Source organism: Melioribacteraceae bacterium (assembly GCA_019638015.1).
In the GTDB taxonomy this organism is placed as follows: Bacteria; Bacteroidota; Ignavibacteria; order Ignavibacteriales; family Melioribacteraceae; genus JAHBUP01.
Genome location: JAHBUP010000001.1, coordinates 3413429 through 3427975, shown reverse-complemented (window position 1 = coordinate 3427975; position 14547 = coordinate 3413429). Strand labels below are relative to the sequence as shown.

Here is a 14547-nt window from a genome sequence, read left to right as displayed (position 1 = left end):
GACGGCTTCAACTCAACTATTTATTTTTAATTTCAGCTAATAACTTTTTAGCTTCTGCTAATCTTTTCTCATCGTCCTGGTGCTGAAATTGACAAGTCAATGCTTTGTTTAACATTTGTCTTGCAGTATCATATTCATCTTCACGAATTAGTGAAAGAGCGTAATCAACATAAAACATCATATAACCGGGATAAATTTCAATTGCCTTTTTGAATTCTTTAAGCGCAATTTCATTATCTGCCCAACCTAATCCTAGAACTGAACGAGCAGGTTTCCATTTTTCACTGGTTCTGGCATGAGTTCTTGCAAGTACATAGTGGGCAACACCTTGAACAAAATTGCCACCATTATTTAATTGAATTGCCTTTTCAACATCCGCTTTTACAGAATTAACAACTCCCGCAACGGAGAATACTCCTTTAAAGAGTGCTATCTTCCCATTAGCGATTGCCCGGCGTAACAATCCAGCTGATTTTGAACCATCTTTTTTAACTGCTTTCTCGGCATATTCTAAAGCTGTCTCAAACATCTTGCTCTGTGCTTTTTCCTGTTCACTCGTGCTTGTTGGCAATTTATCTGCAATATCTACATATGTTCTTGATAGCAACCAGAGTACATCAAAATTGTTGGCATCAATTGATTCAGCTTTTTTAAGCACCTCAAGAGCTTTTTCATTATTAAATTCTTTGTAGAATTTTTCAGCATCTTCAATATATTTTTCAACTGTTTGAGAGAATGAATTACTTACTAATGCAATGAGGAATAGGGCAATAATGTAAAGAATGTTTTTTTTCATTTTACTTCCTCTTTTAGTTGTTGTTTTGAATATTTATTTCTCCGATGGGATAAAAAGGGAGGTGTTGGCAAGTGGTAAAAATTTGGTCCAGTTGCTTCCCTTATTTTTCTCTGATTCAATCGCCGATTTGTAGGCATTTGTCTTTGCACTTAATTCATCCGCTTGATAAAGTACAATAGCTTCTAAAGTTTTTGGTTCAACTGGGGATGCAAATTCCAATTTGCCTTGATGACTCAGTACAAGATGAATAATATGATCTTTTATATCAGAAGGGAAATTTTCAATTTTTTCGACTGCTTTCTCAATCTCAATGGCACAAATAACTATATGTCCTATAAGCTTTCCCTTATCTGTATAGTCAAATTTTGTATCACTACTCAACTCAACTGTTTTACCGAAATCATGAAGAAGCGCACCGGTAATTAAAATATCATAATTAATCTCGGGATGAATCTTACACATTAGTTCGCAGATTTTCGTAATCTCGAGAGTGTGCTCGAGTAATCCATGTACATATGCATGATGCCATGATTTACCCGCCGGGGTTCTTATATAACTTTGAAGGTTATCCCCCTCAAAAAAGTATTTTAATAAGGTAACGCAAAATTGATTTTGAACCGAATCAATAAAATAATTTAGTTCCGATAGCATTTCATCTAAACTTCGAGTTGATTTTGGCAGAAAATCTTCAGAATTAACATTATCCTCTTCGGTGGCTGGTCTTATCCTATCAATTTTAATCTGTGGCGAATTATTATATTCATCTATTTGTCCGGCTACTTTTACTATAGAGCCTTCAGAAATACTTTTTGAATAAGAATCTATATTATCCCAAATTTTTGCAGGAAGAACCGCTGATCTGTCTCGAAGCTCAAGATTAATAAATGCTTTTCCACTTTTGGCTTCCTTTATTTCAATTTTATTCACTACCAGAAACAAAGTAATTTTATCTCCGGTGTAAAATTCCTTTAAGTCTTTTTGCTGAAGCATAAATCCGGCTTAATTATTTGATAGTTAATTTAGCAATTTTATATAGAGGGTAAAAGCTACTTCTCAATAATCTTTATTATACTTTCCTTCGGGAGCTTAACGGAAACCGATCTATGCAGCATATCTACCGAAACCGACAAATAATTTTCTCCATTAATAGAGCTAACAATACCAATAACGTCTTTAAATAAGCCATCCACAATTCTAACTTTTGTACCGGTGCTTATTAAGTCGGTTACAACTAAATCGTTTGAATGCTCAATGAAAGATTTTAAATTTTGAATTTCCCAATCGGGTACAACAGCGGGCTTTCCAAGAAATGTTACACATCTTACAATTTCCTTAAATTCCATTGAATTTATTCTCTCTTTTTCATTAGCATAAATAAAGATGTAGCTTTTAAATATTGGCTCAGTAATTTTTTTCTTTCGATCGCTCCAACGTTTGGTAATTGTTACTGTAGGGAGATAATATTCAACACCAATGTTTTCAATCTGAATGGCGGCTTTTAGCTCATGTTTTGGTTTAGTGTATAATACAAACCATTTCTTTTCTGTAAGGCTCAACTGTACAATCCTGCATGAGTAAAGAAAATATAAATTAATTTAATAACTGTTTAACCGTCTGAAGCAAAAAATCATCATTGAGTGGTTTTACTATCAAGGAATTAATGCCTAAGCTTTCATATCTGTCATTTAATGTATCGCTATAATCTGCAATTGTAACAATAATAGGTACCGGCTTATTATTTTCTTTTTTATTTATTGCTTCAACAAACTGAATCCCGTTCATTAAAGGCATTACATGATCAATAATAATGATAGAGGGTAAAACTGATTTATAGATGCTAATTGCGTCATAACCATTTTTAGCGAACCTTAATTCATAATGGTTGGAAATCGCACTTAGCATTCGTTTATAATCGTCTTGTATATTTTGTTTTTCTTCTACAATTAAAATCAAGTTTTTAGCTTCATGAACTGTAAAGTGAAATTCGGTTCCTTCACCAACTTGTGAATAAAACCAAATATCGCTCCCATGTTTTTCAATAATTTCCTTAACCAGAGTTAATCCTAAACCGCTTCCTTTCTCTCCGCTTGTTCCTGGTAGAGAAAATTTCTGGTCAATCTTAAAAAGTTTGTGATGATTTTCTTCGGAAATTCCAACACCTTCATCCTTTATAATTATCTCAATCATTCCCTCTTTAAATTTTGAGGCCGAGATAAAAACATTTTTTCCCTCATTTGAATATTTTATTCCATTGTTGATAAGATGCATTAATGCCTGGTTTATTAGTCTATCATCAGCATTCATATATAAATCTGGGGGTATATCTATTTTTAAGTCGATATTCTTTCTAACTGCTTCACCTGTGAGTTGCGCAATTACATTAGAAATTACTGTGCGTACATTCAATCTTTCCGGCTCAATTTTTACTCGACCTGTTTGAAGTCTAGACCAGTCAAGCAGACAGTTAATCATGCTGAGCTGATTTTTGGAAGATTCATATATGTATTGTATGTATTCGTTTTTTTCCTCTTCAGAAATATCTTTTTCATTAAGAAGAATTTCAGAAAAACCCAGCAGTGTTGTAAATGGAGCTCTTAAATCGTGAGATATTATCGAAATAAATTTATCTTTCGAAGAATTAATTTCCACCAATTCTTCTTTCGATTTTATCAAAAGTTCTTCGTTAATTTTAAGTGAGGTAACATCAACACAAGTTGATTTTTTCGATATAATAATCCCATTTTCTTTATTTCTATCAACATCAATTATTTCATGAATCCACTTTATATCTTTAGAACGAGTGAATATTCTATAATCAATCTCGGTACAATTTTTTGAACTGTCTTTCTCAAATTTAGTGATCGACTCACGAAAGAGAGATAAATCAGAATCTATTATTAGAGAATGATACAATTCAGGGAATGATAAAACTTCTGAAACTGAGTAACCGGTAACAAAAGTTACTGAGTCGGAAATAAATAAATTAGTATCCTCATCTCTGGTTTGAGATGAGAAGAATATTTTTTTATTGGAAAACTCGCTAAGTACTTTTTCTTCCAAATTTTGTATTTCCAAAGTCGTTTGTCTTTTCTTAATTATAAATATAATAAAATAAACCAAATAGGGCAGATTTTGTGTTTGCATTATTGTAAAGGAAACTAATTAATTTTAATGTGTGTTTCAAAATGAAAAAGGGAAAAATGAAAATAATGAGATATTTTTTATTGATACTATTATTTACGGTCTCAATCTCAACAGCGCAAAATAGTAGGGGATCGATAGTAGGAAAGGTAACAGATGCGGTTACAAAAGAGGTGATACCCGGGGTAAACATCATAGTGCTTGGAACCGATATTGGCGCTGCAACTGATGAGCAGGGAAATTTTAAAATTGTTGGAATTTCGGTAGGAACATATCAAGTGAGAGCATCATCAATTGGTTTTGTCCCGGTAACTAAATCTGATATTGTTGTCAATACGGCGCGTCCAACAGATTTACTTTTCGAATTACAGCCTTCTGTGATTGAATTAGGAGGGGTTACTGTAAAATCGGACTATTTTTATATGGACCCAAGTGAAATTGGAAGTACAAAAAGTTTTAGTTATGAAGAAATTAGAAGATCTCCAGGAGGTTTCGAAGATGTTGTTCGCGCACTTTCGGTATTACCTGGAGTAGCGCAGGCTAGCGCCGGAAGAAATGATTTAATAGTTAGAGGAGGAGCTCCTTCTGAAAATCTTTATGTTATTGATGGGTTTGTTGTTCCTAACATTAATCACTTTGGGACTCAAGGGGCAACAGGAGGACCATTAAGTTTTATTAATCTCGACTTTGTGCGGGAGACAACTTTTTCTAGCGGAGGATTCTCGGCTAATTACGGCGATAAACTTTCCTCTGTACTAACTCTTGATCTTCGCGAAGGCAGATCTGACAGATTTGGCGGTAAAGGTACAATTTCTGCAAGTCAGTTTGGATTAAATTTGGAAGGACCCATCGGAAATAATAATAGCTTCCTTTTTTCAGCACGAAGAAGTTATCTCGATTTTATTTTTAATGCCGCCGGATTTAATTTTGTGCCGGAATACTATGATGTTCTTTCAAAGTTTACTTTTAATCTAGATCAGAAGAAAAGAATATCTTTTCTATTTATCGGTGCATTTGATAAGGTAAAATTTAACAATAAAGATTCAGACGATTTATACGAGAATTCCCAGATACTTGGATCGGATCAAAATACTTATGTGGCGGGTTTGTCTTATCGACAATTATTTGATAAAGGTTTTTATAATATTTCTATAAGTAGAAATTTTACCGATTTTAATTCTTCACAGCGTGATACTTTACTTAACCCAATTTTTCTTAATAAATCACGTGAGGGGGAGAATGAAATCAAAGGAGATATAGTTTTTAAAATCAGCAATAGTTCAGAATTAAACTTTGGAGCTTACATTAAGGATATTAAATTTTCATCTGATTTAAAACTCCCCTCCTTCAAAACTTCGTTTGGTGAAACTCTTGAAATTAACTCATTGAATTCGGCAAGTAGATTTACCAAGCTGGGTTTCTATTCTCAATACTCTATTTCAACTTCACAGAATATGCGATTTAGTCTTGGATTAAGAGGTGATTATTTTAGTGAGATTACAAAAGGTTTTTATATAAGTCCAAGAGCGGCGTTTTCCTATATGTTAAATGATGCAACTAATATTAATTTAAGCGCTGGAGTGTACTATCAAAACCCATCCTATATTTGGTTATCATCATATGAGTCGAACAAAGATTTACGCGCTGTTAGGGTAAATCAATATATTGTTGGTATTGAACATTTATTACGGTCAGATATAAGAATGAAACTTGAGGGGTTTTATAAAGATTATTCAGGGTACCCAACCAGCAAACTGCGCCCGTATTTGGTACTAGCTAATACCGGTGCAGGGTATGGAGGTGGTGTTGATAATTTTTCCTCATTTGGATTAGAGCCTTTAGTATCAGAGGGAACTGGAGAAACTCATGGGGTGGAATTTTCACTTCAAAAAAAATCATCTGATGTTCCTCATTATGGAATTTTAAGTGTTACTTACAGTGAATCATTTTTTACTTCATTGGATGGAATTCGAAGACCTGGCAGTTATGATCAGAAGTGGATTGTAAATTTGAGTGCCGGTTACATATTTAATAGAAAATGGGAAGCATCTGTTAAATTCCGTTTTGCTACCGGTAGTCCATACACACCATTTAATTTCGATGGTTCACAAAGTCCTCTAAATTATAATTCGCAAAGATTCAAGCCTCTTCACTCTTTAGATCTTCGGTTTGATAGACGTTGGGATTCCGAAAGATGGGCTCTTATTACTTATCTGGATATTCAAAACATTTACAATAATAAAAATAGCAGTTCAATTAGATGGGATTACCGGAAAATGGAAATTGATAATCAATCATCTATTGGAATTCTTCCATCAATCGGAATTAGTTTGGAGTTTTAGATTTTTATCTGGGATTAATAAAAAAGTCACGATTTAGTATTAATCGTGACTTTTCTTTTTTCGGCAATTTGTAATAATTAGTTGTTAACGACTCTCTCAAATTAATTACTGTTTTTAGAATCAGTAAAATTTTGTAGAAAGACAATTAAGAACATCAAAACAAATCCTACCATCGAGAGCAAAACATCCTCATTGTCAATCACGAATTTAGTATTGGGTGTAAGCCAAGATGATAAAAATTTCATAAAAGCCAGAAGCGAAAGAAAAAGTAAAAACCCTCCTAAACCGGAAGCTACCGGTTTGATAAAAAAGCACTTAGCTTTTCTGGATATGCCCTCCATAGAGCCCCTCTTTTAATTTGTTTAAAAACAGAAGAACATAGCATAAACATCTTTTCATGCTAATAAGAATTTGATTATTTTTTTATCCGTTGCGGATACCCTCAAAGAAAGGAACTGCGTAAACTTTCAAAAAATAGTTTTAAAAGACAAGCTTATTCTTCAAAATCACCCTGCGATTTAGTTGGGATATTAAGCTCATCCATTTTTCTGTAAAGTGAGGAAAGGCCAATTTCGAGAGCTTTTGCGGCTTCATCCTTACTATAATTAAATTTTTTGATTGTCTTGAGAATGTGTTCCCGCTCAAAACTCTGAATAGCGTCTCGAAGAGGATCGGGATATCCATGAATCAAAGTGCCGCCTCTAACATAATCGGGTAAATTTTCGGGAGTTATTTTTTCGCTTGAAGAAAATATTACTGACCTCTCAATCACATTTTCAAGTTCCCGAACGCCACCACGCCATTCATGAGAGGTAAGGATTTTTAAAGTATCATTATCAACCCCAATAATTTTTTTACCCATTTCGTTACAATACTTCTCTATAAAATGATTTATTAACAACGGAATATCATCTTTTCTCTCATTCAATGTGGGTAAATGTATTTCCACAACATTTATTCTGAAAAAGAGATCTTCCCTAAATTCACCGGTTTTTATTTTTTCATGAAGATTTTGATTTGTTGCTGCAATAATTCTGACATTTGTACTTACCGATTTTACGCCGCCGACTGGAATAAATTCTTTATCCTCAATAGCGCGCAGTAATTTTACTTGTAGATTTAAAGGTAGCTCACCAATTTCATCCAAAAATAAAGTGCCCCCATCGGCCACTTTAAATAATCCCATTTTATCTTCAGAGGCTCCCGTGAATGATCCTTTTTTATGACCGAATAATTCACTTTCAATTAAATTTTCGCTTATGGCACCGCAGTTAATCGGTAAAAATATTTTGTCTTTTCTGTTACTGTGATAATGAATTGCCTTTGCTACTAATTCTTTCCCGGTTCCGCTTTTACCAAAAATAAGCACGCTACTGTTTGTGGGCGCAACCTGAGTAACTATTGAAAATACTTTTTTAATGGCGGGGCTATTTCCAATTAAATTTGAAAAACCGGCATCAGAAGAAATCCGTTGCCTCAACGCCTTATTTTCAAAAGCTAAGGTTTTATAATCCATCAATCTCTTAATTCTAATTATCACATCATCAAACTCAACTGGTTTAATTAAATAGTCGTAAGCACCATTTCTGAGCGCGTCAATTGCAGTTTTTACAGAGGCATATGCAGTCATAATAATAAAAAAAGTGTCGGGTGAAATTTTTGAAGCCGCTTCTAAAAGTTGAATCCCATCAAGCCTTGGCATTTTTATATCTGTAATTACCGCATCAAAGTTTGTAGCTTCAATTTTCTGAAGTGCCTCTTCTCCATCCTGCGCGACATCTGTGCTATATCCTTCTTCTTCTAAAATCATCTTTAATGAATCACGTATCGCTTTTTCGTCATCCACTATTAATATATTAGCTTTCATTTATTCTCCTTAATTAATAAATACCTGGAAGCATTACCGAAAAAGTGCTTCCTTCATTCAATTTGCTTGTTACAGTTATTTCGCCACCAAATTTTTTAATGATGCCATAACTTACAGATAAACCTAATCCGGTTCCTTTTCCAACTTCTTTAGTTGTAAAAAACGGATCAAATATTTTTGATAAAACTGTTTCGTCCATCCCGCATCCATTATCGGTGATATCAACTAATACTTTTTCTTCATGATGATATGATTTTACAGTGATAGTTCCCTCCCCATCAACGGCATCAAGAGCATTGAAAAGAATATTAACAAATACTTGTAAAAGCTGATCAGCAGCTACAGTAACAAAGGGAAGTTCGCTTTCCAGGTTGGTTTCGAAATTAACCTTACGGACTCTCTTATCATATTTAACTATGCCTAGAGCAGTTTTTATAATTGAAGTTATATCGTGAGATTTTGTTTCATAACTTGGTGGACGTGAGAAATCCACCAGCTCCCGCACAATTTTGGAAATTCTATCAATATTTTCTTTGATCATTACAAGCTGTTCAGTCATAAATTCATCTTTTGATCTGCGCTGCAGAATTTGAACTAATGAAGATATTGCGGTTAAAGGATTTCCAATTTCGTGGGCAACTCCCGCGGCAAGCTGTCCAATCACAGCTAACTTTTCAGATTGATCAATTTGAGCTTGTAGTCTTTTATACTCGGTATAATCTTTTATAATAATTGATCTTCCGGCATACTCATTATTTATATCGGGCAGTTTATTAACATTTAATCGTACACTTAAAATTTCCCCTTTTTTAGTTTTGCGTTCGGTATCAACAATTTTTATTTGATCGTTCCGCATAACCTCATTTTGAATCCAGTTCAACTCATTAAGATATTTTACATCATCCGGAAGCAGCAATGTTGAAGATCTTCCAAGCACTTCTTCTTCAGTATATCCGAAAAGTCTCTCCGCACCTTTATTCCACGCAATAAATTGTTCATTTTTATCAACCACCATAATTGCGGAGTCAGAATCTTTGAGAATACTTTTAAGATATTGCTGATTTAATTCAAGTTTGGAGGCGAGTCTGTCCCGGTCAACTATCAACTCTTTCATTTTTGTTTCTTGATGAAGCACGCCATACCTCGCATAAATCTGTTCAATTAAGTCATCAAAAAATCCAAGCAGTATTACAGGATCATTCTCCGTCGAAGCTTCTTTTTCAATAAAATTTAAGATAGCAAATCTACCATGACTGAACAATTGACTAATCTCGAGCAAATTTAAATTCGCGGTTGAAAACAAATTATATATGTCAATAAGATATTGATCGGCAATCTTATAATCTCCCGATTCAATAACCTCAATAAAAGTAGATAAACTGTTCTGAACAAAAGTAGAGGCTTGATGTTCTGACATCTTTCGGCTCATTGTGGGAATTAATCTAGCTACCCAACTCTCAATAATCTCATTTAAATATTTTCTTAAAAGCTCAATTAATAGTTTTTTCATCTTTGATATAGATAATCCTTAAATTCGGTTACTTAAAATAAACAAAGCATCCGTTTATAGAAAATTTGAATCCGGGTAAATCGCATGTAATATTAAAGGAACTGAAAAAGATAGATTAAGTATAACCAAAGTTTATAATTTGGAGTAGATATGAAAAATAATAGCATTTTTGTTTTGTTAATTTCGGTAATCTTCTCTTCTGTAATTGGTGCCGCTGAAATAAAAGTAACTCCAGAACCTTCTAAAATAAAGGTTTTTTTACGGGGCGCTCAAATGGAGTATGAGTTCTCCAAAAAAATAGAAAGGGGTGAGCATCTTCTAATTATTTCGGGATTGGCAAATAATATCGAAGAAAATAGTATAAATGTTTCTGCTAAGGGAGATTTAATAATCTTATCAACCAGTAAGAGGTATGATTTCTTGAACAGCGGTGAAATAGATGCTCCAACCAAAAAGTTGCACGATTCTCTAAAAATACTTAAACATAAAATTGACTTAAATAATAATGAATCTGATGCATATTTAGCGGAATTAGAACTATTAAGGGCAAATCAAAAAATTGGGAATGAAAGAACTGGAGCAACCGTTTTGGAAATTCAAAAGATGGGGGAATTTTTCCGAAAGAGGATTATAGAGATAAAATCAGAATTATTAGGATTAGCAGAAGCAAAGCAAAAAATTCAGAAGGATATTGAAAGAATTCAAAAACAGATTAATGAAATAAATACAATACAATCAAAACCGATTAGTCAAATTGTAGTTCAGATAAATGCCAAAAAAGAGACCACTGCAGAATTTAGGTTAAGTTATTATACCACCGATGCTGGATGGAATCCGGCTTACGATATTTATGCCGAATCGATAAATGCTCCGGTAAAGTTTAATTATAAAGCCGAGCTATGGCAGAAAACCGGCATCAACTGGGAGAAAGGAGAAATAATACTCTCTACTCGAAATCCAAATGTGAATAATCAGAAACCGATTTTGAGTCCATGGTTCATCGATTTTGAAAGGTATGAATTGATGAAAAGAGGAGAGATGAATTTAGCTCCTATGATGAATCAAAAGGCCCTATCAGTTCAAGCAGAAAATATAGCTGAAGATGCGGAATCATTTGCTGACTATATAGAAGTTGCCAATACTCAGCTTTCTATTGAGTTTGTACCAAAAGTTAAAATTAATATTCCATCTGATGGCAAGAGGCATTCAGTCCTGCTGCAAGAATATTCAATTGATGCCGAATATAAATATTACGCCGCGCCAAAGTTGGATAATAACGCGTTCTTGACCGTAAGCTTAAGTAAATGGAATGAGTTTAACCTATTGCCCGGTAATGCAAATATTTTCTTTGAAAATAGTTTTGTTGGTAAGACTTTTATAAATCCATCAATCTCATCTGATACACTTACAATTTCATTGGGAAGAGATCAAAATATTGTTGTTGATAAAATAGTAATGAAAGATTTTACCGAAGATAAATTTTTAAGCAGTGATGTTGAACGAATATTTGCGTTTGAAATAAGGGTGAAGAATAACAAGAGAGAGAAAATATCACTTACCATAGAAGACCAGCTGCCAATTTCGGGAAACGAAGATATTATGGTAGAGCAGAAAGATATTTCGGGGGGTAAAGTTAATAGTGAAACTAAAATTATTTCATGGAATGTTGATGTTGACGCTGGTAAATCGATAGATAAAAAAATGATTTATTCGGTTAGATATCCGAAGGGTTCAAGAATAAATGGATTATAGATATTAGTTGATTTAATAAAAAAGGTAATCAAATTTTATTCTGATTACCTTTTTTATGTTTGATTAAATTAGATACTTCTACTTCACTGTGCTAATTACCGCGTCAAATGCCGGTTTGGGCTGATTGTTTTTGTCGAACAAAAGCGGGTAGGCGCTTCTCCCAAATACCGGCCAATAATTTCTCCACGATTGTGCATCATTAATGCCCCAAAGTGTCACTCTCGAAATACTTTCTCTATATTTATTAAAAAGATTAAAAAATTCAGCATACCTTTTAGCTTGCACAACATGCATAGAATCTGGAAGGAAATCGGGCCAAGGATTTAGCTCTTTGCTGTATTTAGCTGTTTTAGCAACATCAGCACTGATATCCCATGCACTCGGAAGAATATCCATATCAAGCTCGGTTATCATCACTTTTAATCCGGTCTCTGAATATGCTTTGATCGCATCATCAGCTTCACTAATAACTGGATAATCCAAACCCCAATGCCCTTGCATACCAATACCGTCAATTCTAATTCCTTTCGCTTTTAGGTCATTAACCATCTTTACAATTCTATCTCTTTTTTTTGGATACCACTCATTGTAATCATTATAATATAATTCAACATCCGGATCTGCGGCATGTGCAAATTGAAAAGCTTTTTCGATATAATCTTCACCAATAATTTTAAACCATTTGCTCTCTCTATAGCTTCCATCTTCATTGAAGGCTTCATTAACCACGTCCCATCCATGAATTTTACCTCTATATCTTCCAACCACAGTTGAAATATGATTCTCCAATCTGTCGAGCATTGCTTCTCGTGAAAGTAGATTTCCATTTTCATCCTCAAACACCCAATTTGGAGTTTGGCTGTGCCATAATAATGTATGTCCTACAATATGAAGATTGTTGGCAACTGCAAACTCAATAATTTTATCAGCCGGTTCAAAATTAAAATTATTTAAAGTAGGGTGAACCCTTTCCCACTTTAATTCATTTTCAGGAGTAATACTGTTAAAATGTTTTTTCACAATCTCAAATAATTGTTCATCGGCTCGGCGAATCTGCATATTATTAATAGCTGTTCCAATTAAGTAGTGATCCTTAAATACTTCCTTTAATGATTGCTGTGAATTAATATCGGATGCAACCATAAAGAAAAACAAAATCAGCAAAGTAAAATGATACTTAAATACTTTTTTAATAGTAAGCGACATTGTAACCTCTCTAATTTCTTATTAAAACAAAACGAACGTAAAAATTTGTGAATTGAATTTAAAATAAAGAGGCAAGAATTAAAAGGGAAAAGGTGTAAAAATTACGCTTTAATAATCCGGGCCTAAAATGAACTGGCTTTTTTTCGAGATGAGACCCCGTTAATGTACCTCTCTCTTTTTTCTTCTTTAATGAGATCTATATTGACTAAGATCAAACCGTCAACGCAGTTTTCAAAATCGGGATCAACACTAAAATCGAGAAATTTTACTCCACCATCGTAGCATAAATCAGAGTAATGTTTATAGAGAACCGGAATTGTGAATCCGTATGGTTTTAACATGTTTTTAAGAATCTTGTAGTCTTCTTTAAGAGTAGTGCCGAAAAATATCGAGTCCATTTCTGCTTTAATCTTCCGCTGAAAATAAAGGGACGCTTCGAACTTGCACGGTTTAATTCATCACCAAACCACTTTGAAAAATAGTAAATTATCATTCGTTTTGTTTGCTCGGGATAATTATTGCTGATACTCACTCCACCAAATAAATACTTTACTTGTTCATAATTTTCGATGTAGGCACCAATTCCTTGCCATAAATAATTTAGCGCATTAGAATTCCAATACTTTTTTTGTACAAAACTTCTTCCTAACTCAATAGAATGCGTGAGATATTGTTCAGAAAACTCTTGTGAATAATTAAATAATGTTGAAGTATAAAAACCGGCATTCCCCATCTTCTCCAAAATATCCCGCCCTACACCTATTCTATAAGACCCCACTATCTCAAGTTCTTTTTCGTCCCATACAATCAAATGTTTGTAGTGATTATCAAAATAATCTAGATCGTATCGGTTGCCGGTGCCTTCGCCTACTTTTCTGAATGTAATTTCTCTGAGTCTCGCAATTTCTGTTAATGCGTTTGGTGATTCTTCGAGAGTAGTTAATATAATTTTGAAATCGTCTTTAGTAACTCCAAGAATTTGTGATCGCATCAACTCATTCTTAAGCGATTTTCTATCAACGGGATGAATTATATTTTTTTCAGTTGCATAAATTCCCTTTTTGTCCTTTGCCAAAAGATAAACATGCTTCTTTAATAGTTTTGTTTGAACAGCATCGTCAATAAAAGAATTAGTAAATGCATTTGCTGGAATAGGATTCCCTATCTTCATCCAAATGCTCTTATCTTTTTTATTAAATAGTTCATGGGCTAATAACAGGCGTGATATATTTTTATTTAATATTGAAACAAAATAAAACAAAAATGAATTTTTAGCTTTAATGTAAATTGGAAGAATTGGCACGTTTAATTTTTTCGAAAAGTAAATTACGCCTTTGTTCCACTTTGAATCGTGAATCTTCAAAAAGCGAAGTCGAGATACTTCCGCTGCGGGAAACATTAGGACTGCTTGTTCCTGCCCAAGTGCTTCGTTAATTGCCAAAATGTTTTTTTTCTGTGCCGAAATACTTTCAATATTATATGGAAGAAATAGAGAGCGTAAATTTTCAATATTGTATAAAATATCGTTGGCAATAATTTTAACATCCTGGCGTACATCATACACAACTTTCAGCAGTGCAAGACTGTCTAAACTTCCAATCGGGTGATTGGCAACTATTAGGAGTTTCCCTTCAAATGGAATTTTTTGCCGGTCTTTATCTAATATTAAATATGAAAAATTAAGTGTGTGAAATAACTCATTAATTAACGCCACACCTGTCAAGTGGCTATTCTTCAGCAAGAAATTGTTAATCTCCTTTTCATAAAGAATTTATTTCAGTATAAATAATACTAATTTTTTTAGTATAACAGGCTTGTTTGATAGGAAATGTGGATATCTATTTTCAATCAGCTTTTCGATTTCTATTTGGAACATTTAACCCACAATTAAATTCTTACAAAAGAAATCTACTTCGCAAATAATACCAGAGCT

At 33.5% G+C, this 14547-nt stretch carries 11 protein-coding genes; 2 read left to right on the top strand and 9 right to left on the bottom strand.

The window, feature by feature from the left end; translation table 11 throughout:
- Nucleotides 1–16: 16 nt before the first annotated feature.
- The 4 genes from KF816_14665 to KF816_14650 are packed head-to-tail and all read right to left on the bottom strand — an operon-like array spanning nucleotide 17 to nucleotide 3871.
- A complete protein-coding gene (locus KF816_14665) occupies nucleotides 17–796 on the bottom strand; it encodes a hypothetical protein (GenBank protein MBX3009260.1) in 780 nt (259 codons plus the stop codon).
- A 33-nt stretch (nucleotides 797–829) separates the two neighbouring features.
- Nucleotides 830–1786, bottom strand: coding sequence for an HD domain-containing protein (locus KF816_14660; protein ID MBX3009259.1), 957 nt, complete (start codon nucleotides 1784–1786; stop codon nucleotides 830–832).
- Nucleotides 1787–1842: 56 nt separating this feature from the next.
- Nucleotides 1843–2352 (bottom strand): UpxY family transcription antiterminator, encoded by a 510-nt coding sequence (locus KF816_14655; protein MBX3009258.1) that lies wholly within the window; start codon nucleotides 2350–2352, stop codon nucleotides 1843–1845.
- A 34-nt stretch (nucleotides 2353–2386) separates the two neighbouring features.
- A complete protein-coding gene (locus KF816_14650; protein MBX3009257.1) occupies nucleotides 2387–3871 on the bottom strand; it encodes a response regulator in 1485 nt (494 codons plus the stop codon).
- Nucleotides 3872–4005: 134 nt separating this feature from the next.
- On the opposite strand from KF816_14650, the gene KF816_14645 reads away from it, so the two are divergent.
- Nucleotides 4006–6279 carry a TonB-dependent receptor gene (locus KF816_14645; protein MBX3009256.1) on the top strand — a complete coding sequence of 758 codons (2274 nt, stop codon included), beginning with the start codon at nucleotides 4006–4008 and terminating at the stop codon, nucleotides 6277–6279.
- Nucleotides 6280–6772: 493 nt separating this feature from the next.
- On the opposite strand, the gene KF816_14640 is transcribed toward KF816_14645, so the two are convergent.
- A complete protein-coding gene (locus KF816_14640) occupies nucleotides 6773–8146 on the bottom strand; it encodes a sigma-54-dependent Fis family transcriptional regulator (GenBank protein MBX3009255.1) in 1374 nt (457 codons plus the stop codon).
- Nucleotides 8147–8159: 13 nt separating this feature from the next.
- Entirely contained in the window at nucleotides 8160–9656 is a 1497-nt protein-coding gene (locus KF816_14635) for a PAS domain S-box protein (GenBank protein MBX3009254.1), read from the bottom strand.
- A gap of 150 nt (nucleotides 9657–9806) precedes the next feature.
- On the opposite strand from KF816_14635, the gene KF816_14630 reads away from it, so the two are divergent.
- Nucleotides 9807–11408, top strand: a complete 1602-nt coding sequence (locus KF816_14630; GenBank protein MBX3009253.1) for a DUF4139 domain-containing protein — start codon at nucleotides 9807–9809, stop codon at nucleotides 11406–11408.
- A gap of 78 nt (nucleotides 11409–11486) precedes the next feature.
- Here the strand turns inward: KF816_14630 and KF816_14625 are convergent, their stop codons facing one another.
- The 3 genes from KF816_14625 to KF816_14615 form a co-directional block, all read right to left on the bottom strand.
- Entirely contained in the window at nucleotides 11487–12551 is a 1065-nt protein-coding gene (locus tag KF816_14625) for an endo-1,4-beta-xylanase (GenBank protein ID MBX3009252.1), read from the bottom strand.
- Nucleotides 12552–12736: 185 nt separating this feature from the next.
- Nucleotides 12737–12955 (bottom strand): hypothetical protein, encoded by a 219-nt coding sequence (locus KF816_14620; GenBank protein MBX3009251.1) that lies wholly within the window; start codon nucleotides 12953–12955, stop codon nucleotides 12737–12739.
- The gene (locus tag KF816_14615; GenBank protein MBX3009250.1) at nucleotides 12949–14355 is read right to left on the bottom strand and encodes a lysophospholipid acyltransferase family protein; all 1407 of its coding nucleotides are present in this window, start codon (nucleotides 14353–14355) and stop codon (nucleotides 12949–12951) included. The genes KF816_14620 and KF816_14615 overlap by 7 nt, the downstream gene beginning before the upstream one ends.
- Between the last annotated feature and the right edge of the window lie 192 nt (nucleotides 14356–14547).

What these genes read in the sequence shown, in the direction of transcription:
- KF816_14635 (MBX3009254.1), bottom strand. Translation starts at nt 9,656, where the DNA reads ATGAAAAAACTATTAATTGAGCTTTTAAGAAAATATTTAAATGAGATT.
- KF816_14640 (MBX3009255.1), bottom strand. Translation starts at nt 8,146, where the DNA reads ATGAAAGCTAATATATTAATAGTGGATGACGAAAAAGCGATACGTGAT.
- KF816_14660 (MBX3009259.1), bottom strand. Translation starts at nt 1,786, where the DNA reads ATGCTTCAGCAAAAAGACTTAAAGGAATTTTACACCGGAGATAAAATT.
- KF816_14645 (MBX3009256.1), top strand. Translation starts at nt 4,006, where the DNA reads ATGAGATATTTTTTATTGATACTATTATTTACGGTCTCAATCTCAACA.
- KF816_14630 (MBX3009253.1), top strand. Translation starts at nt 9,807, where the DNA reads ATGAAAAATAATAGCATTTTTGTTTTGTTAATTTCGGTAATCTTCTCT.
- KF816_14620 (MBX3009251.1), bottom strand. Translation starts at nt 12,955, where the DNA reads ATGTTAAAACCATACGGATTCACAATTCCGGTTCTCTATAAACATTAC.
- KF816_14665 (MBX3009260.1), bottom strand. Translation starts at nt 796, where the DNA reads ATGAAAAAAAACATTCTTTACATTATTGCCCTATTCCTCATTGCATTA.
- KF816_14625 (MBX3009252.1), bottom strand. Translation starts at nt 12,551, where the DNA reads ATGGTTGCATCCGATATTAATTCACAGCAATCATTAAAGGAAGTATTT.